Source organism: Haloarchaeobius litoreus (assembly GCF_024495425.1).
GTDB lineage: Archaea > Halobacteriota > Halobacteria > Halobacteriales > Natrialbaceae > Haloarchaeobius > Haloarchaeobius litoreus.
In genome coordinates this window covers 917,898-935,510 of the sequence record NZ_JANHJR010000003.1, presented here as the reverse complement: position 1 = coordinate 935,510, position 17,613 = coordinate 917,898, and the positions used below count along the sequence as shown (strand labels likewise).

18 protein-coding genes are annotated in these 17,613 nt (G+C 68.6%); 15 read left to right on the top strand and 3 right to left on the bottom strand.

The window, feature by feature from the left end:
* Window positions 1-45 precede the first annotated feature (45 nt).
* The 3 genes from NOW55_RS17135 to NOW55_RS17125 all read left to right on the top strand — a co-directional run bounded on the left by NOW55_RS17135 (window position 46) and on the right by NOW55_RS17125 (window position 2,733).
* Window positions 46-1,344: a DUF7405 family protein gene (locus NOW55_RS17135; protein ID WP_256401326.1), complete on the top strand. Its 1,299-nt coding sequence runs from the start codon at window positions 46-48 to the stop codon at window positions 1,342-1,344.
* A gap of 68 nt (window positions 1,345-1,412) precedes the next feature.
* On the top strand, window positions 1,413-2,468 hold the full coding sequence (locus tag NOW55_RS17130) for a DUF7350 domain-containing protein (protein WP_256401325.1): 1,056 nt from the start codon (window positions 1,413-1,415) through the stop codon (window positions 2,466-2,468).
* Window positions 2,469-2,511: 43 nt separating this feature from the next.
* On the top strand, window positions 2,512-2,733 hold the full coding sequence (locus NOW55_RS17125; RefSeq protein ID WP_256401324.1) for a DUF7472 family protein: 222 nt from the start codon (window positions 2,512-2,514) through the stop codon (window positions 2,731-2,733).
* Here the strand turns inward: NOW55_RS17125 and NOW55_RS17120 are convergent, their stop codons facing one another.
* Together NOW55_RS17120 and NOW55_RS17115 are read right to left on the bottom strand one after the other, a co-directional pair.
* Window positions 2,734-3,762, bottom strand: coding sequence for a DNA primase large subunit PriL (locus NOW55_RS17120; RefSeq protein WP_256401323.1), 1,029 nt, complete (start codon window positions 3,760-3,762; stop codon window positions 2,734-2,736).
* 236 nt (window positions 3,763-3,998) lie between these two features.
* Window positions 3,999-4,433, bottom strand: a complete 435-nt coding sequence (locus NOW55_RS17115; protein ID WP_256401322.1) for a MaoC family dehydratase — start codon at window positions 4,431-4,433, stop codon at window positions 3,999-4,001.
* Between the two features lie 88 nt (window positions 4,434-4,521).
* On the opposite strand from NOW55_RS17115, the gene NOW55_RS17110 reads away from it, so the two are divergent.
* The 10 genes from NOW55_RS17110 to NOW55_RS17065 all read left to right on the top strand — a co-directional run bounded on the left by NOW55_RS17110 (window position 4,522) and on the right by NOW55_RS17065 (window position 15,568).
* Entirely contained in the window at window positions 4,522-5,367 is an 846-nt protein-coding gene (locus tag NOW55_RS17110; protein WP_256401321.1) for an alpha/beta fold hydrolase, read from the top strand.
* A complete protein-coding gene (locus NOW55_RS17105) occupies window positions 5,360-7,039 on the top strand; it encodes an AMP-binding protein (RefSeq protein WP_256401320.1) in 1,680 nt (559 codons plus the stop codon). Before NOW55_RS17110 ends, NOW55_RS17105 begins: the two co-directional genes overlap by 8 nt.
* A gap of 236 nt (window positions 7,040-7,275) precedes the next feature.
* Complete coding sequence (locus tag NOW55_RS17100) at window positions 7,276-8,205, top strand: hypothetical protein (protein ID WP_256401319.1); 930 nt, start codon at window positions 7,276-7,278, stop codon at window positions 8,203-8,205.
* A gap of 112 nt (window positions 8,206-8,317) precedes the next feature.
* Window positions 8,318-9,022: a helix-turn-helix domain-containing protein gene (locus tag NOW55_RS17095; RefSeq protein WP_256401318.1), complete on the top strand. Its 705-nt coding sequence runs from the start codon at window positions 8,318-8,320 to the stop codon at window positions 9,020-9,022.
* 86 nt (window positions 9,023-9,108) lie between these two features.
* A complete protein-coding gene (locus NOW55_RS17090) occupies window positions 9,109-10,512 on the top strand; it encodes an ABC transporter substrate-binding protein (protein ID WP_256401317.1) in 1,404 nt (467 codons plus the stop codon).
* Window positions 10,513-10,515: 3 nt separating this feature from the next.
* The gene (locus NOW55_RS17085; RefSeq protein ID WP_303648766.1) at window positions 10,516-11,352 is read left to right on the top strand and encodes an ABC transporter ATP-binding protein; all 837 of its coding nucleotides are present in this window, start codon (window positions 10,516-10,518) and stop codon (window positions 11,350-11,352) included.
* Window positions 11,349-12,047: an ABC transporter ATP-binding protein gene (locus NOW55_RS17080; protein WP_256401316.1), complete on the top strand. Its 699-nt coding sequence runs from the start codon at window positions 11,349-11,351 to the stop codon at window positions 12,045-12,047. The genes NOW55_RS17085 and NOW55_RS17080 overlap by 4 nt, the downstream gene beginning before the upstream one ends.
* A complete protein-coding gene (locus NOW55_RS17075; protein WP_390293372.1) occupies window positions 12,044-13,051 on the top strand; it encodes a branched-chain amino acid ABC transporter permease in 1,008 nt (335 codons plus the stop codon). The genes NOW55_RS17080 and NOW55_RS17075 overlap by 4 nt, the downstream gene beginning before the upstream one ends.
* A gap of 274 nt (window positions 13,052-13,325) precedes the next feature.
* Window positions 13,326-14,498, top strand: coding sequence for a branched-chain amino acid ABC transporter permease (locus tag NOW55_RS17070; protein ID WP_256401441.1), 1,173 nt, complete (start codon window positions 13,326-13,328; stop codon window positions 14,496-14,498).
* Window positions 14,495-15,568 carry a 3-oxoacyl-ACP synthase gene (locus tag NOW55_RS17065; RefSeq protein WP_256401315.1) on the top strand — a complete coding sequence of 358 codons (1,074 nt, stop codon included), beginning with the start codon at window positions 14,495-14,497 and terminating at the stop codon, window positions 15,566-15,568. Before NOW55_RS17070 ends, NOW55_RS17065 begins: the two co-directional genes overlap by 4 nt.
* 59 nt (window positions 15,569-15,627) lie before the next feature.
* Here NOW55_RS17065 and NOW55_RS17060 read toward each other — a convergent pair whose 3' ends face one another.
* Complete coding sequence (locus tag NOW55_RS17060) at window positions 15,628-15,819, bottom strand: hypothetical protein (protein ID WP_256401314.1); 192 nt, start codon at window positions 15,817-15,819, stop codon at window positions 15,628-15,630.
* Between the two features lie 187 nt (window positions 15,820-16,006).
* Between NOW55_RS17060 and NOW55_RS17055 the strand changes: the two genes are divergently transcribed.
* Window positions 16,007-17,092, top strand: a complete 1,086-nt coding sequence (locus NOW55_RS17055) for a sulfite exporter TauE/SafE family protein (RefSeq protein WP_256401313.1) — start codon at window positions 16,007-16,009, stop codon at window positions 17,090-17,092.
* A 56-nt stretch (window positions 17,093-17,148) separates the two neighbouring features.
* Window positions 17,149-17,583 carry a universal stress protein gene (locus tag NOW55_RS17050; RefSeq protein WP_256401312.1) on the top strand — a complete coding sequence of 145 codons (435 nt, stop codon included), beginning with the start codon at window positions 17,149-17,151 and terminating at the stop codon, window positions 17,581-17,583.
* The last annotated feature ends 30 nt before the right edge of the window (window positions 17,584-17,613 follow it).

Below are 17,613 nucleotides of genomic sequence, written 5' to 3'. Positions count from 1 at the left end.
CGCGCACCACGCCGTTTTTTGCCGGAGCGTTCCAAGCACATCGCAATGAGTCCCAGCGAGAGCCGCGGAATCGACCGCCGAGAGTTCGTCAAGTCGGCGGTCGCCATCGGCGGCATGAGTGCCCTCTCCGCCTGTCTCGGCCGGTTCGGCGACGACGCCGAGTCCGTCCCGTCGGGCGTCGATGACCCGAGCAGCCTGCCGGACCGACAGCACGCCTGGAACGACGCCCTCCCGAGCGACGACCACGGCAACCACGTCCTCGCCAGCCACCACGTCCTCCTGTACGCGGACTACGCCGGTGACGGCACGCCGACGGCCGACGAGAGTGAGACGGTCGAATCCGCCCTCCAGAACCTCGAGCAGGCCTTCGAGTGGTCGAACGAGGGACTGCTGTTCACGATCGGCTACTCGCCGCGCTACTTCGACCGGTTCGAGGAGTCCCTGCCCGACTCCGTGGACCTGCCCGGGCCGGCGGCGCTCACCTCCTTCGAGGACCCCGAACTGGACACGAACGACGTCGTCGTCCACCTCGCCAGCGACAGCGGGACGGCGCTGCTCGAGGCCGAGGAGGCCCTGAAGGGCAACAGCGACACCGCCAACGGCGTCGAGATGGACGCCCACCTCGGCGACGTGTTCGACCTGCCCGACGAGTTCCCGGGCCGTCGGACCGGCTTCGTCGGTGCCGGCCTCCCGGCGGAGAACAGCGACGTGTCGGGCATCCCGGAGGAGGCCGACGTGCCGGAGGAGTCGCCGCTGTACATGGGGTTCAAGGCCGGGTTCGAGAAGACCCAGGCGACGGAGGACGGCGTCACCATCGCCGAGGGACCGTTCGCAGGCGGGACGACCCAGCACGTCTCGCGGATCCGGCTCCGGCTCGACGACTGGTACGTCGAGCAGGACCAGGACGAGCGCGTCGCGGAGATGTTCTGCCCCGCCCACGCGGACGAGGGAACCGTCGAGGGCGTCGGCGAGAACCTCGGCGACGACTCCGGCGCCGGCGCCTGTGCGGAGACGGTCAGGGAGGACGCCCGCTCGGCGGGACGCGTCGGCCACGCACAGAAGACGGCCCGGGCACGGCGGGACGGCCGGCCGATCATCCTCCGTCGCGACTTCGACTCGACGGACCGCGGCGAGGCTGGCCTGCACTTCCTCGCCGTGCAGGAGGGCATCGGTGACTTCGTCGCGACGAAGACCGCGATGGCCGGGGAGGACCTGACCGACACCCCGACCATCCGCCAGCGCGTCAACAACGGCATCCAGGAGTACACGTTCATCAAGCGCCGCGGGAACTTCCTGCTGCCGCCGCGCCGTCACCGCGCGCTCCCGACGCCGCAGCCGGAGTAGGCCGGAACACGGACCGTTTCGACGGGCAAACCAGAAGCCGTTTTTCCGTCAGTCCCCGAGGCAGCAACATGCACAGACGCACGTTTCTCGCGGCTTCGGCGGGGGCCGCGAGCGCCGGGCTGGCCGGCTGTTTCGGTCTGCTGGAGACACAGACTGCCGGGCAGCCGCCGGTCCTCTCCGACCGCCCGGACGCCGTCTACCACCCCACGCACGTCGAGGGGATGCAGATGGAGGATATGGGCACGGACGGCGACTTCGCGGCCGCCGTGATGTACAGCTACCCGCACCGGTTCTGGACGGTCTCCGGCTCGGCGGTCACGAAGCACTCGATCGACTCCGACGACGCGGCCCACATCATGGTCGCGGTCTGGGACCCCGAGACCGGGGTCGTCGTCCCCGACGCCGGCGTCAGCATCACCGTCACGAAGGACGACGAGGTCGTCTCCGAGGAGGTCATCTACCCGATGCTCTCCCAGCCGATGGGCTTTCACTACGGGGCGAACTTCGCGCTCGACGGCACCGCGAGATACACCGTCGAGGTCGATATCGGCGGCCTGAGCGGCGTCCGGACGACCGGTTCGTTCGAGGGACGGTTCGAGGAGTCCGCGAGCATCGACCTCGGCCTCTCCTACAGCGAGGCCGAGAAGGGGAACATCTCCTACGAGAACACCCCGGACCGGGCGGGTGATCTGACCGCGGTCGGCGCGATGACGGCGATGGACATGCCGCTGGGGATCGCCCCGGCCGCCGACGAACTGCCGGGGACGACCGTCGGCACGGCCAGCTCCGGCGACGCGCAGTTCGTCGTGCAGGCGGTCGAGGCGGACCGGTTCGACGCGGGCACCCACCTCGCCGTCTCGCCGCGGACACCGTACAACGGGATGCTCGTCCCCCGGCTCGGGCTGGAGGCGACCGTTACCCGGGACGGCGAGACAGTCTTCGACGAGGAGCTCGACGCCGTCCTCGACCCCGAGCTCGGCTACCACTACGGCACCGGCCTCGACGCGCTGGAGTCAGGCGACGAGGTAGCGCTCCGGGTGACCATCCCGCCGCAGGTGGCCCGGCACGAGGGGTACGAGACCGCGTTCCTGTCGTTCGAGCCGATGACGCTGTCGGTCGCGTAAGTACGACACGCTTTTGTCCCGGCCACTGAAACGCCGACACGAGATGGACGCTGATACCGTCAAGGAGGTCGTGGTCGCCGGCGCCTCTGTCCTGGCCGTCATCGCCGCCATGGCCTACGTCGGGATGGCCTACGGGAACGACACGGGTGTGTTGAGTACCCAGGGAGGCCAGATGCTCGCCTACGCCATCGCCGGCTTCGTCGTCCTGATGACCATCGTCGGCTACACGCGCCAGTACTGGCTCGACCTCGACGACGACGAGTAATCAGTCGTCGGCCGCGAGTCGTGCCTCGTAGTACGACAGCGGGTGCGCGATGGTCTCGCAGGTCTCGTCCTTGTTCACGCAGTCGCCGTACGTCTGCATCGTTGCACACGACACCGGTGGGTACGCGATCTCGCCCTCCGACGTCGCGACGCGCTCGATCCCGTAGCGGATGCGCTCGGCGACCGTCTCGTCGTCCGGGTCGACGATGGCGACGACCTCCTCGGCGTGCATCCCGACCGTCGCACAGAACGACAGCAGGACGAGCCACGAGTGGTCGGGCAGTTCCTCGCCGTCGCGGGCCCGCTCGAGCAGCGCGTCCATGCACGGCGGGAACGCCGCCGGCTCGACGGACTCGAACTCGGTCGGGATGGCCGGGTCCGAGAGCACGTCCTCGACGGCGGCGACGGCGTGGTCGAGGTGCTCGGCGATGGCGTCGGGCACGGCGAACGGCAGCCCGGCGGCGACGCGCTCCTCGATGGCGGCCCGAAGCAGTTCGAGCAGTTCGTCGTGGGTGACCGGCACCTGGCCGTCGGCGAGGCTCCGCCGTGGGAGCCGCCAGTCCGGGTCGTCGAGGTCGCCCGCGAGCCGCAGGTACCGCGTGACAGCGACCTCGTAGCCGTCGTCGGTCGGCACCACGTCGTCGTCGAGGTCGAACTCCGCGAGGAGCCGCTCGACCGTGAGGTCGGTGTCGTTGCTGGTGAACTTGAGTCCGTCCCCGTCGTCCAGGTCCGCGAGCACCCGTTCGTGGGCGGTCGCGGCCTCCGCCTTCGCGTACGTCCGGGTGACCACCGGGTCGTCCACCAGCGAGACGACGACACGTGCGACCGGGTACGACAGCAGCTCGATGCGGTCGTCGCCGTGGGGCTCGCCGATGGTGTGGTCGGTGAGCGCGGACACGACCCGGTCGACGGCACGGTCGACCGCCGGCTCGTCGGGCCGGGCGACCAGCTCGCCGAGGTCGACCGCCGCCGCGTCGACCGCCTCGCGGGCGGCCGCGAAGAACGGGTACCGGGCGTGGAGACGCTCCATCGGCGTCACGTTCCCAGTGCGGGCGGATAAACGCGACGGTCGGTCTCAACGGGATGTGTCGAGTGGTGTTCAGCCGACTTTCGAGTCGCTGTCACCACCTCGAAAGTTCCACCCGACCGCGACCGTACCGCATACCTCGTCAGCCGCGCGCCGTGGTGGTTGGTGCGAGGGTCGCCCGAGAGTGGAGAGTCTACAATATTCGTAAACCTCCCGCGTCGAGCGACGCCAGAACAGCGTCAGTCCGCGCCGGCTTCGGCCTCGCAGCTGCCCTCGGCGGGCTCGTGGGCGAGCGAGAGGACGACGGCCTCGCCGCCGAGGACGGTCGTGCCGTCGACTTCGGCGGTGGTGCTGACCCGGAGCTGGCCCTCGCCGAGGTCCTCGACGACCTCGACCGTCGCCTCGACGGTGTCGCCGGGGCGGACCGGCGCGCGGAACTCGAGGTCCTGCGAGACGTACACCACGTCGCCGGGGAGGTCGGCGAGTGCGGCGCTGACGAGGCCGGCAGGGAGCATCCCGTGGGCGATGCGGCCCTCGAACATCGTCTCGGCGGCGTAGCCGTCGTCCACGTGGAGCGGGTTGTCGTCGCCGACGAGCGCGGCGTAGTCCTCGATCTCGTCGGTCGATACCGTCATGCGTACCGTGGCGGAGTCCCCCACCGTCGCGACTGTCATGTCCGAAGGGGAACGTCGTACCCGGTTCAAGCTAGGGGTTAACATGTAAAACGGGGTCTTTTCTATCCCGACAATCGTTGCCACAGCTATGCCGACCGTGGACAACGACGGGGTGACTATCTCCTACGACGTGGACGGACCGCAGGACGCGCCGGTGGTGGCCTTCTGCGAGGGACTGGGCTACGCGCGCTGGATGTGGCGGTTCCAGCGCGAGCGACTGGACGACTACCGGACCGTCGCCTTCGACAACCGGGGGACGGGCGAGTCCGAGGTGCCCGAAGACCCGGAGGCGTACAGCATCGACGCGTTCGCCAGCGACCTCGAGGCGGTCCTCGACGCCGAGAACATCGACGAGGCGCACGTCGTCGGCGCGAGCATGGGCGGGATGACCGCCCAGCAGTACGCCCGGGACCACGACCGCGCCGTCTCGTTGACCCTGCTCTGTACCTCCCACGGCGGCGAGGACGCCGTCGAGACCCCCCCGGAGACACAGGAGTACATGTTCGACGTGCCCGAGGAGTACGACGAACGCGAGGCCATCCGCTACAAGATGACGCCCGCGATGACCGGGGAGTTCGCCGCGGAGAACGAGGAACTCGTCGAGCGGATCGTCGACTGGCGGCTCGACTCCGACGCGCCGGAGGCCGCACGGAACGCCCAGGCCGGCGCGGTCGCGGCCTTCGACAGCACGCCGTGGCTCGACGAGCTGACGCTGCCGACGCTGGTGCTCCACGGCACCGACGACCGCGTGCTTCCGGTCGCAAACGGCGAGCGGCTGGCCGCGGCGCTCCCGAACGCCGAACTCGAGCTGTACGAGGGGGGCTCGCACCTGTTCTTCATCGAGTCCGCGGACGACGTGACGGCGAACATCCGGGGACACGTGACGGTACACGCCGGCGACGCGCACGCGGGTGTGGAGGCACACGATGGGTAGTTCGGGGGACGACGGGACAGCCGGCGGGACCGACGGCCGGGATGGAACGGGCTCGACCGCCGGACAGCGGGCAGGCGGCTGGGTCGGTGCCTGGTCCGAGCGGCGGGCGTCGCTCTCTCCGGATCGCGTCGGACTGCGTGACGCGACGACGGGCGAGGCGTACACCTACGCGGAACTCGACCGACGGGCGAACCGCGTCGCACGGCTCCTCCGGCGGTACGGCGTCGACGCCGAGGATGCGGAGACGATGCCGAACGTCGGCGGGGCCGGGCGGGCGACCCCGGGCGAGGGCGACCCCGGAGACGTGACTGTCGGCGGCCGGGTCGCCGTCGTCTCGCGGAACCGACCGGAGCTCGTCGACCTGTTCTTCGCGACGGGCAAGACCGGCGGCGTGCTCGCGCCGCTGTCGCACCGGCTCGCCCCGCGCGAACTGGGTGAACTGCTCTCGGACGTGGCCCCGTCGCTGCTCGTCGTCGAGGAGCCGTTCGAGGACCTGATTGCCGACGCGCTGGACCACGACGCCTGCGACTACGACGGCCCGGTGCTCGGACTGGGCGAGATGGGTCACGAGTCCTTCGAGGAGGCATTGCCCGGGGACGACTCGCCGGTCGAGCCGGCGGGCGTCGACGAGGACCACGCCCACATGTTCCTGCACACGGGCGGCTCGACCGGGACGCCGAAGGAGACGGTGCTCACGCACGGCACCATCGCCTGGAACTCGGTCAACACCATCACTGCGTGGGGACTCCGCCCGGAGGACGTGACGCCGATGGTGTTCCCGATGTTCCACACGGGCGGCTGGAACGTCATCACCGTCCCGCTGTTTCACCTCGGGGCTGAGGTCGTCATCGCGCGCGAGTTCGACCAGAGCGAGGTGCTCTCCATCGTCGATGAACGGGATGCCACACTGCTCGTCGCGGTCCCCGCCGTCCTGCGGATGATGACGCAGGCCGACGGCTGGGACGACGCCGACCTCTCGACGCTCCGGTTCGTCAAGTCGGGCGGCGGCCCCTGCCGGGCGTCGGTCATGCAGGCGTGGTGGGACCGGGGCGTCGATCTCTCGCAGGGCTACGGGCTCACGGAGTGCGGGCCGAACAACTTCACGATGCCGACCAACTGGCCCCACGAGAAGGCCGACAGCGTCGGCGTCCCCGCGATGCACGTCGACGTGCGCATCGTCGACGACGAGGGGAACCCCGTCGACCCGGGCACCGTCGGCGAGCTCGAACTCGCCAGCCCGCACGCCGCAGCGGGCTACTGGCACGCGCCCGAGGAGACCGAGGCGACGTTCGGGCAGGGGTGGGTGTCGACAGGCGACCTCGCCCGCCGCGACGACGCGGGCTACGTCTACATCGAGGGCCGCAAGAAGAACATGTTCGTCTCCGGCGGCGAGAACGTCTACCCTGCCGCGGTGGAGGACGTCGTCTCCGGGCACCCGAAGGTCGACGAGGTCGTCGTCGTCCCCGTCCCGGACGAGCAGTGGGGGCAGGTCGGCAAGGCCGTCGTGGAGGGCGACGACTCCCTGACCCTCGAGGAGCTGACCGCGTTCCTCGACGGCAAGCTCGCCCGATTCAAACGCCCGCGCCACCTCGCGTTCGTCGACGAGATGCCCACGTCGGGCCCGTCGAAGGTCGACCGCGAGGGCATCGCGCGGGAGTTCGGCGGGGAGTAGACGGCTGGTTGCCGGCCAGGCAGCCGGACGGTCCGTTTCTGTGGAGCCGTTCCCACCGTAGTGAGAGAGGCATGCCACCACACCCCATTTATAAATTTACTTTATATACAATGTCGAAAGTTATTTTTATTCGAGTACCGAATATACAGTAACTATACCGCAGCGTCCGCGAAGCGAATCGCCGTTGGTGGTGGGGGCCACCGGCGGCGTGGGGGGTGCGGATAGGGGGGAAGCGAATGTCGATACGCTACCGGAAGAGCCGGGGGAGCGAGCGGAAGCCGAGGCTGTGGCTGGTCTGTCTCGTCGTGGTGGCGGTGCTCTGTGCACCGTTCGTCGCCGCGACGATGGGGGGCGGGACAGCTACCGAGCAGCAGGACCAGGTCAGCGAACAACAGCAGGCGAACACGGGTGAGGTGCCACAGGAATACGCCGGCACGGACGACCCGGCCGACCTGGCGAGCCCCGGCACGAGCGAGGCGAACCAACCGGCTGGGGAGGCGGTTTCGTCGGTGGGCACGACCGCCGAGAACCCTGAACTGGCGTCGGAAGAGACGGTTCCCGGAGCCACCGGGACCGAGGATGACGACTTCGCGAATCCGGTGGACGACGAGTTGGCACAGCGGGTGACTGCGTTCGAAACCGGCTCGGCGACCGTCGCCGACGGCACCGTACCGGGCCCCGACGCGGGCGACGAGCCCACGTTCGAGGCCGAAAGCACGGCCGACTTCGACGCGAACGGCCCGGCCGACAGCACAGACGCCAGCACCGACACCCGAGTGGAGAACGACCGAGGAAGCGGCGAAGGCGACGGTGGCGGCGCGGACGGCGCGGACGGGGCACGCGGCGACGGGGGAGAGACCAGCCCAGGAGGTCCGGGGAGTGACGGAGACCGACACGACGGGAGCGACTGGAAACCGCTGAACCAGTCGGCCTCGACGGGGGGAGAGAACGTCACCATGGCACCTCACTCGAGAACCGCGGCCGATACCGGCGCGGCGTCGCCGGCTCCTGCCACAACGGTCGCCGACGCGGGAGCACCACCGGGACCAGCGATGGCGGCCACGGCAGGTGAGGACGCGTCCCGACCCCCGTTCGGGGTGAAAATCGCTGTCGCCGGGATGATACTCCTCGGCCTCGCGGTCGCGTTCCGCCTCGCGCGCGAGTGATGCGCAGGCCTCGACGCTGCTTTTTTCCGGCGTTCCGGCGCCGAAACAGTCGTTGGGAAAGAAACGCTTATGAACAGACGTACTGATGTGTGAACACTAGGCACGAACGATTATGATAGATCTCTCGGTGGACATGCAGCAGTACGACTGCCCGTTCATCGACACCACCACCGACCACGACGTGGCGTTCGCAGCGGCGCACTGGGAGTTCCACCCGGTCGCGGAGGAGCTCGAATGCCGCATGGTCGTCGAAGGGGCAGACAGGGGGGCGCTCGACAACGGGTTGCACGCGCTGCAGGAGCACGACCACATGCACGAGATCGACCTGCTGGCCAAGCGTGACGACGTGGCGCACCTGAAGACGGTGATGGGTCAGACCGACGCCATGGAGACGATTCGGCGCAACGACGGCTACATCACGGGCCCGTTCTACATCGAGGACGGCAGCGAGATGTGGCACGTCGGCTTCGACGACGAGGGACGCGCCGACGGCACGCTCTCGGAGCTGGAGAAGGCGAACGAGTTCGACGTGGTCGAGCGCGACTCGGTCACGCTGCCGTCGATGAACGACATCGTCCAGAACGCGGGCGCGGCGATGACGCTCATCGGCGGCTGTCGCGACCTCTCGGACGTGGAGCGCACCACGCTGGAGACGGCGGCGAACGAGGGCTACTTCGAGAGCCCGCGGGAGACGACGCTGGGCGACCTCGCCGACGAGTTCGGCGTCTCGAAACCCGCCGTCTCGAAGAACCTGCGGCGCGGTCAGCAGAAGATGGTCGAACGGGTCGTCGACGCGCTCTCCGAACTCGACGACTGACGGTTTAACATGTTAACCTCGCAATTCTTGCCCGTCTTGATTCGATAGTATCGAGTATGTCGCGCGTGAGCATTTCACGAAGACGAATGATGGCCACGTTGGGTGCACTCAGTTCCGGCGCGCTGGCCGGGTGTACGAGTGGTGGAGACGGCAACGGCACGGAGACGCAGAACACAGCCACGGACGGGGGAACGACGAACGGTGGTGGACAGCAGACCACGACCCAGGCGGACGTGTCTGCCTCGGGGACTGTCAAGGTCGGCATCATGCAGCCGATGTCCGGCGACCTCCAGTACTACGGGATGCAGTCCATCTGGGGCTTCCTCTCGGGGCTGGCCTACCGGACGGACTCCGACCCGCTGACCGACGTCCAGACCGGGACGCGGACCATCGACGACGGCGACGTGACCTGGGAGCTCATCTTCAAGGACACGCAGTTCTCGGCGGACGTGGCACAGACGGCAGCGACCGACCTCGTGCAGCAGGACGGAGTCGACGTGCTCTTCGGCTGCTCCTCGTCGGGGTCGGCGACGCGCGTCGCACAGACCGTCGTGAACACGTCGGGGGTCGACATCCCGTTCATCGCGGGGCCGGCGGCCTCGGCCGACATCACGGCGAACGGCGAGACCTGCTCGGATCAGGTGTTCCGCGCCAACGAGAACACGGCGATGGACGCCCGCTCCGGCGGCACGTACGCCGCACAGGAGACGGACATCCAGCGCGTGTTCCTGATGGGTGCGGACTACTCGTTCGGTCGCGCCGTCGTGAACAACTACCGCACGGTGCTGGAGAACAACGGCATCGAGATCGTCGGCGAACGGTTCGTCCCGCAGGGGTACTCCGAGTTCGAGGGGCTGTTCGAGGCCGCGGTGGACGCGAACGCCGACGCGGTCGTCCCCGGCTTCACGGTCGCCACGCTGCCGAACTTCATGACGACCGCGGCGGGCTACGACATGCGAGTCTTCGGCGGCTTCGCCACGGAGATCACGAACGCGGTCGTCGGGCAGGTCCTGACGAACCTGCTCGGCGAGCCGCTGACCGCAGAGAAGATCCGCGACTCGCGCATCGGGCCGTTCACGACCCGGTACCACTGGAACCAGTACAGCAACGACATCAACACCGCGTTCGTCGACATGTACACGAGCGCCTACGGGAAGGTGCCGGACCTGTTCACCTCGGGGACGTTCACCGCGGCCTCCTCGCTACACCAGGCGGTGCAGGCCTCGGGCTCGACCGAGGGCATCGACATCGCGGGTTCGATGCGCGGGATGACGGTCGCGGACACCCCGAAGGGAGCGGACGCGTACACCTACCAGGAGTACAACAACCAGGCGCGCTCCGAGGTGACCGTCGCGTACCCCGTGCCGACGAGCGACGAGTGGGCCGACAACTGGGGAGCCAGCATCATGCCCGGCGAGCCCGTCGCCCGCGTCGGCAAGGACCAGACGACCATCCCGGCCGACGACCCCGGGATGGGCTGCGACCTGTAGGCGATGGCGGACCAGGTGTTACGCACCGACGGGCTGACGAAGCACTTCGGCGGCATCACCGCCGTCGACGGTGTCTCGTTCGGCCTCGACAGCGACGAGTGCTGCGCGCTCATCGGCCCGAACGGGGCGGGGAAGACGACGTTCTTCAACCTGCTCACCGGCGAGCTCGAACCCAGCGAGGGCAGCGTCGAGTTCCACGACGACGACGGGTGGCACGACCTGACCGGGCTCGCACCGCACGAGACGGCGAGCGCCGGCCTCCACCGGTCGTACCAGATAACCAACCTGTTCCCGACGACGACGGTCCGCGAGAACGTCCGCGTCGCGGCACAGGCCCACGGCGACGCAACGACGCGCTTCTGGCGCAACGTCGGCGCGTTCCCGGAGTACGTCGACGAGGCCGAAACCATCCTCGAACGGGTGGGGCTGGCGGCGAAGGCAGACGACATCGCACAGAACCTCAGCCACGGCGAGAAGCGCCAGCTGGAGCTCGGTGTCGCACTCGCGGGCGACCCCGACGTGCTGTTGCTCGACGAGCCGGCGGCGGGCGTCTCCTCCGAGAGCGTCGACGAGGTCGTCGACCTCATCCGGAACGTGGCGACCGACCACGCCGTCCTGCTCGTCGAGCACAACATGGACGTCGTGATGGACCTCGCCGACCGCATCGCCGTCCTGCACCAGGGCGAACTTATCGCCGACGGCCCGCCGACCGAGGTGCGCGACGACGACGCCGTGCAGGAGGCGTACCTCGGCGGCTACGACCCCGACGCGCCGACCGCCGGCGACGACAGCGGTGACGGGAGCGGAGCGACGGGCGAGGACGGAGGTGGCGTCGCGTGAGCCACCTGCTCGAACTCGACGACGTGCACACGTACTACGGCGAGAGCCACATCCTCGAAGGCGTCTCGCTGCACGTCGACCCGGGCGAGACGGTCGCGCTCGTCGGCCGCAACGGCGTCGGCAAGACGACGACGCTGCGGACCGCACTCCAGCTGACCCCGCCGCGTGACGGCACCGTCACCTTCGACGGCGAGGACGTGACCGGCCGGCAGACCCACGACGTCGCACAGGCCGGCATGGGCTGGATTCCGGAGGACCGACGCATGTTCTCCCAGCTCACCGTCGAGGAGAACATCGAGGTCGCCGTGAAAGACGGCGAGGGCGTCGTCAGACACCTCGACCGTGCGTTCGAGGCGTTCCCCGACCTCCGCGAGTTCCGGCAGCGCAAGGCCGGCAACCTCTCCGGTGGTCAGCAGCAGATGGTCGCCATCGCCCGCGGCCTCGTCGGCGAGAACGAGCTGCTGCTCGTCGACGAGCCCAGCGAGGGGCTCGCACCCCAGATCGTCGAGGACGTGGCGAACGCGCTGCGTGCGGTCGCCAGCGACGCCTCGTTGCTGCTCGTCGAGCAGAACTTCCCGCTCGCGATGGACCTGGCGGACCGGTTCTACCTGATGGACCACGGCGAGGTCGTCCACTCGGACACGACCGAGGGCGTCAGCGCCGACGACGAGGAGATACGGAGGTACCTGACGTGATCCCGCTCGTCTCGCTCGTCGACGCACTCCTGCACTTCCTCGACCCGTCGGTGCTCGCGCGGGTGCTGTTCGACGGGCTCGCGAAGGCGTCGCTCTACGTGATGATAGCCGCCGGGCTGACGCTCATCTTCGGCCTGATGGGCGTGCTCAACTTCGCACACGGCTCGCTGACCGCCATCGGGGCCTACCTCGGCGGACTCGTGATGGTTACCTTCGCGGCGAGTGCGACCGGCAACGTCGGCCGTATCGCGCTCTTTTTCGTCGCCATCGTCGTCGTGTTCGCGCTGCTGACGGCGTTCGGTGGCGCGATGGAGGTGACGCTCATCAGGCCGCTGTACGACCGGCCGCCGCTGTACCAGATACTGCTGACGTTCGGCGTCACGCTCGTGCTGGAGGAACTCCTTCGGATGGTGCTGCTGTTCTACGACATCCAGCCGTCGACCGACTGGCTGGCCGCACAGGGAACCCGTCCGGATATCATCTCGAAGACCCACGACGTGTTCGGCCTTGGCGTCGAGGGGCTGGAGGTGTTCCAGATACTGCTCGGCATCGTCATCACCGCCGGCGTCTGGCTGTTCCTCACCCGGACCCGGTACGGTCTCTACATCCGTGCCGGCAGCGAGGACGGCGAGATGGCCCAGGCCCTCGGCGTGAACGTCCACCAGGCGTTCACCGTCGTCTTCGGCGTGGGCGTCGGCATCACCGGCGTCGCCGGTGCACTGTTGATGTGGGACAGCGCCTGGGCGGCGAGCATCGACCTCGGTGCGGAGGTGCTGCTGCCCGCGTTCGTGGTCGTCATCGTCGGCGGCCTCGGCACGTTCCGGGGCACCGTCGTCGCCGGGCTGCTGGTCGGTCTCGTCGACGCGTTCACGACGGAGCTGTTCACCAGCGACATCGTGGGCTTCTCCGCGCTGCCGGAGCTGTTCATCTTCCTCATCCTCGTGGGCACGCTCGTGCTGCGTCCGCAGGGCCTGTTCGGCGTCGAGGAGGTGGGTGGCCATTAGCGACCCCACCGACGCGCCCGACGAGGGTGCGACCGACGCCGCCGACGTGACGGCGGACGACACCGACGCGGGAACCGACACGCCCGAAACCGACGGCGGTGCGGCCGCCACGGCCGACTCCACCGACGTCGCGGCCGAGACGGCCACCGACGAGCACTACCTCGTCGACTACCTCCGCGAGCACGTCGTCCACGCGTTCGTCGTGGCGTTCTTCGGGCTCTACCCGTTCGTCCACGCCTTCGCTATCGGCTCGCCGCTCGGCGCGGAGATGGCGATGTTCCTGCCGCGCGTGCAGACGATGATCACGGTGTTCTACTTCGGCCTGTTCGCGATGAGCTTCGACTTCATCAGCGGCTACACGGGGTACCTCTCGTTCGGCCACTCGGCGTTCTACGGCCTCGGGGCGTACTTCGTCATCCTCGTCGCGAACGGGAAGGTACCGCTGCTCGGCAACGGCACGCCGTTCATGGTGCTGTTGCTCCTCGCGGGACTGCTCGCCGTGGTCATGGCGCTGCTGATGGGTGCCGTCGCGTTCCGACTCACCGGCGTCTACTTCGCGATGATCACGCTCGGGTTCGCCCAGATCCTCTACGTGTTCTTCTCGAACTGGGATTACGTCGGCGCGAACCCGCGTGACGGCATCGCCGTCCTCGGCCGGCAGGACGGCTTCGCCATCGGCGTTCCGTACGTCGACTCGCTGAACATGACCATCGGCCAGCTCCAGGGCGACACGTTCACCTGGGGGATGGACTTCGCGGCGATGACCGGCATCGGCGCGCTCTCCCCCATCAGCCACACCATCGCCCTCGGCCCGGGCGAGGTGTCGTACTACATGGTCGGGCTGGTCGTGCTGGTCTGTTACTTCGCGATGCAGCGCATCATCCACTCGCCGTTCGGGCGGGCGATGATCGCCATCCGCGAGAACGAGGAGCGCGCCCGCGCGGTCGGCTACGACACGTTCCGCGTGAAGATGGGTGCGTTCGCCATCTCGGGGTTCTTCGGAGCCGTCGCAGGTGGCCTGTTCACGGGCTATCGGACCTCCGTCGCACCCGAGAACTCGTTCTACTTCCTCACCGCCGGGGACGCGCTGCTCGCGTCCATCATCGGCGGCTTCGGCACCGTCGCCGGGCCGCTGTTCGGCCGGCTGTTCCACGAGGGGCTGCACGAGTTCCTCACGAAGGAGGGCGGCGGGCTGCTGCCGTACCTCCGCAGCCAGCTCGGCGAGGGGACGCTGAACACGGTCATCATCGACGGCTTCACCGTCGCCGAGGCCATCGAGGTGTTCCTCAACGGACGCGCCGGCCTCTACATCGGCCTGCTGTTCGTCCTGTTCGTGCTGTACGTGCCCAACGGGCTGCTCGGGACGCTCCGGGCGTACCTCGGCGGGACCGTCGCCGGACAGGTCGCACAGGCCGTGAAGGGTCGCGTCAGGGGGTGGAAGCTGTGAGCGGGACCGGGCCCGACCGCGGCGGGCCCGAACCCGACGGCGGCACCGACGACACGACCGTCGCGCTCACCGGCTACGGCACCTACGTCCCCGACGAGACCGTCTCCGGCGCGGAGATCGCCGCCGAGAGCGGCATCCCCGAGGCGGTCGTCGTCGAGAAGATGGGCCTGCGCGAGAAGCACGTCTGTCCGCCCGACGACGACCACGCGACCGGCATGGCCGTCGCCGCCGGCCGCGAGGCTCTCGCCGACGCGGGACTCGAACCGGCGGACCTCGACCTCGTGTGCTACCACGGCAGCGAGTACAAGGACCACGTCGTCTGGTCGGCCGCGGCCGCCATCGCCGAGGAGCTGGGGGCGGAGAACGCCTACGCGAACGAGTCGTACGCACTCTGTGCCGGTGCGCCGCTGGCCATCCGCCAAACTAAGGCGCAGCTGCTCGCCGACCACGTCGACCGCGCGTTGCTCGTCACAGCGAGCCGGGAGGAGGACCTCGTCGACTACGGCAACGAGCGCTCGTCGTTCATGTTCAACTTCGGCTCCGGTGCGAGCGCGATGGTGCTCGAATCGGACCCCGACGAGGAGTGGGTTCGGGCGACCGTCGGCGAGAGCGCGGCCGTCACCGACGGCTCGTTCGCCGACGACGTGGTGATGCCCGCCGGCGGCTCGAAGCGCCCGCCGAGTCACGACACGGTCGACTCCGGGCTGCACACGCTCGACGTACCCGACCAGGAGTCGATGAAGGAACGGCTCGCCGAGGTGAGCCTGCCGAACTTCCGCGAGGTCGCAGAGACGGCGATGGACCGCTCCGGCGTCGAGTCGGTCGACTTCCTCGCCGTGACGCACATGAAGCGGTCGTTCCACGAGTACCTCTGCGACGACCTCGGCTGCGACCCCGAGTCGGACGCCTACTACCTCGACGACTACGGCCACGTCCAGTCCGCCGACCAGATTCTCGCGCTGGACGAGGGGCTGTCTCGGGGGCGGGTCGAACCCGGCGACGACGTGCTCTTCCTCGCCGCCGGCACCGGATACACCTGGGCGGCGACCTGTCTCAGCTGGCGGGGGTAGCGCCGGCGAGACCCGCCGCTGGTCGTCGCGGAAACCGCAGGAAGAAGTCGACCGCTACGCTACTCCCGACGACCGGTTCTGGCTTCGACGCGCATCTCCACGTAGCGTCCGGCCCAGGTGTCGAAATGTCGCCGGATCGGGTCGAGCAGCGTCGAGAACGGGCCATCCTTCGGGGCGGGGTCGACCGCATCACCACTGTCGTCTACTGGCGTCCGCTCGCTCGGCTCGGGTTGCCCCTCTGGAAAACTCATACGTTACACTCTAGCACGACCCACGGGATAAATATTAGGCATTCTAGGGCCAGCCCCCGAAACCGGGATTCGGTAGACGCTGACGCCGTCGAACAGTTCGATTTCGAAACCCGGTGATTAATCCAGCCAGACCATCCGAGACGAAAATCCACTTATACCCCACCTCCCAACGGTGCCGGTACCCCCAATGAACGACCCGTCGTCGTCTGGGAGCATCCAGAAGACCTTCCTCAAGTACCAGCACGTGTTCGTGTTCCTCGCGCCGGTACTGTTCGTCGTCGGTGTATACTCCTTCGCACCGACCGGCGACCCCGGGGCGGGCTACTGGCTCGAGTACTGGTGGATATTCTTCTTCTTCCTCACCGGTGCCACCATCGTCAACACGGTGGGAATCAGCGGCTCCGCGCTGTTCGTGCCGTTCCTCATCTTCATCTACCCCGTCATCACCGGCGAGGGGCTCTCGCCCGAGACGCTCGTCAAGATCGGCCTCATCAGCGAGTCGTTCGGCCTCTCCAGCTCCTCGCTCGCGTTCATCCAGTACGGGCTGGTCGACCGGCGACTCGCCGGGTCGCTCGTCCTCGGCGCGGTGCCGTTCGTCGTCGCGGGCGCGTTGCTCTCGTTCATCATCCCCGAGCCGCTGTTCCACGCGCTGCTCGGCATCGCGCTGCTCGCCGCCTCCTACCTGCTGTTCCGGGCCGACCTCGGCCACGAGGAGCCGGCCGGGAGCGACGACGGCGCGGAGCAGGTGTCGGCCGACGGCGGAGCCGAACTCCCGAACGACGCGGACAAGCTCGGCCCGGCGGGTGTCTCCACCAACGCCGACGGAATTGTCACGCGAGTCGACCGCGACGGCAACGACTACGAGTACTCCCGCGGCGGCTACGTCGAACGGTTCCTCAACTACAGCGTCGGCGGCATCTTCCAGGGGCTGGCCGGCTTCGGCATCGGCGAACTCGGCATCATCTCGATGCTGCGGACGAAGGTCCCCGTTCGGGTCGCCATCGGCACCAACCACATCGTCGTCGCGACGACGGCCGTCCTCGCCTCCCTCGTCCACGTCTTCGGCGGCGGCCTCGTCGGCGGCCACACGATGAACCTCGCGACGACCCGCTGGGACATCGTCGTCTGGACCGTGCCGGCGGCGACCCTCGGCGGTCAGATCGCCCCGTACGTCTCGGCGGCACTCGACACGGGGACCATCAAGAAGGGCGTCGGCGTGCTGTTCGCCGTCATCGCGGTCGCGCTGTTCCTCATGGCGACCGGTGGGTTCTGAGCCCCCACCGAGCCCGCAATCCCGGGTTTGAAGACGCTCCCGACGCGCCATCCGGTGTGTACGACGATATCCTCCTGCCGACCGACGGGAGCGACGGTATCGACGCCGCAGCCGAGCACGCCGCGGTCCTCGCCGACCGGTTCGACGCGACGGTCCACGTGCTCTCGGTCGTTGACACGCGGAACCGATTCGAGAGCCCCACCAGCGGCCTCTCGCCGGAGGTCTGGGACAAGGCGGAGCGCGAGCGCGCCGATGTAGCCATCGAGGGGACCGTCGAGGCGCTGCCCGACGACCTGCCGGTGGAGACGTACCGGCGCGAGGGCGTCCCGCGGAAGGAGATTCTGGGGTTCGTCGAGGACGAGCCGGTCGACATGGTCGTGATGGGCACCCACGGCCGGACCGGGCTCGACCACTACTTCATCGGGAGCGTCGCCGAGCAGGTGGTCCGGACGTCGCCGGTGCCGGTCGTCACGGTCCGGCTCTCCGAGTAGGACGGCTGGGTGGCCGACGACGGCCCACAA

Coding starts and splice junctions, on each gene's coding strand:
- NOW55_RS17120 (WP_256401323.1), bottom strand. CDS start 3,762: ATGGAGCGTCTCCACGCCCGGTACCCGTTCTTCGCGGCCGCCCGCGAG.
- NOW55_RS17090 (WP_256401317.1), top strand. CDS start 9,109: ATGATGGCCACGTTGGGTGCACTCAGTTCCGGCGCGCTGGCCGGGTGT.
- NOW55_RS17085 (WP_303648766.1), top strand. CDS start 10,516: ATGGCGGACCAGGTGTTACGCACCGACGGGCTGACGAAGCACTTCGGC.
- NOW55_RS17060 (WP_256401314.1), bottom strand. CDS start 15,819: ATGAGTTTTCCAGAGGGGCAACCCGAGCCGAGCGAGCGGACGCCAGTA.
- NOW55_RS17135 (WP_256401326.1), top strand. CDS start 46: ATGAGTCCCAGCGAGAGCCGCGGAATCGACCGCCGAGAGTTCGTCAAG.
- NOW55_RS17125 (WP_256401324.1), top strand. CDS start 2,512: ATGGACGCTGATACCGTCAAGGAGGTCGTGGTCGCCGGCGCCTCTGTC.
- NOW55_RS17110 (WP_256401321.1), top strand. CDS start 4,522: ATGCCGACCGTGGACAACGACGGGGTGACTATCTCCTACGACGTGGAC.
- NOW55_RS17095 (WP_256401318.1), top strand. CDS start 8,318: ATGATAGATCTCTCGGTGGACATGCAGCAGTACGACTGCCCGTTCATC.
- NOW55_RS17105 (WP_256401320.1), top strand. CDS start 5,360: ATGGGTAGTTCGGGGGACGACGGGACAGCCGGCGGGACCGACGGCCGG.
- NOW55_RS17055 (WP_256401313.1), top strand. CDS start 16,007: ATGAACGACCCGTCGTCGTCTGGGAGCATCCAGAAGACCTTCCTCAAG.
- NOW55_RS17070 (WP_256401441.1), top strand. CDS start 13,326: ATGTTCCTGCCGCGCGTGCAGACGATGATCACGGTGTTCTACTTCGGC.
- NOW55_RS17130 (WP_256401325.1), top strand. CDS start 1,413: ATGCACAGACGCACGTTTCTCGCGGCTTCGGCGGGGGCCGCGAGCGCC.
- NOW55_RS17115 (WP_256401322.1), bottom strand. CDS start 4,433: ATGACAGTCGCGACGGTGGGGGACTCCGCCACGGTACGCATGACGGTA.
- NOW55_RS17100 (WP_256401319.1), top strand. CDS start 7,276: ATGTCGATACGCTACCGGAAGAGCCGGGGGAGCGAGCGGAAGCCGAGG.